This is a genomic window from Paraburkholderia sp. SIMBA_054 (genome assembly GCF_046534875.1).
Taxonomy (GTDB): domain Bacteria; phylum Pseudomonadota; class Gammaproteobacteria; order Burkholderiales; family Burkholderiaceae; genus Paraburkholderia; species Paraburkholderia hospita.
The window spans coordinates 1-237 of the sequence record NZ_JAWRXV010001687.1 but is presented as its reverse complement, the minus strand read 5'-3'; the positions used below and the strand labels follow the sequence as shown (position 1 = coordinate 237).

At 67.5% G+C, this 237-nt stretch carries 1 protein-coding gene; it reads right to left on the bottom strand.

Going from position 1 to position 237, the window contains the following annotated elements:
* Nucleotides 1–237, bottom strand: a 237-nt coding sequence (locus SB822_RS60840) for a hypothetical protein (RefSeq protein ID WP_410859619.1), incomplete at both ends; no start/stop codon positions are given.

The following is a 237-nucleotide window of genomic DNA, read 5'->3' as shown; positions in this document are numbered from 1 at the left end:
GTAGTTGTTGGCATAGAACTCGACCTTGTTCGCATCGCTGTCGTACTTGGTGCCCGACCCGCCCTGGGCGGTCACATCCGCGCGGGAAGTCGGCGCCTCGGTCCACAACACGACCGGCTGGCTGCCCGCACGCACGATGTTGCCAAAGCCCACGCGCAGCGTGTTGTCCAGCCGGACGCCCGAATCGCCCGCGATCTCCCGGACCTGGCCCAGGTTGGCGGCGTCGGTGTCCTGCAC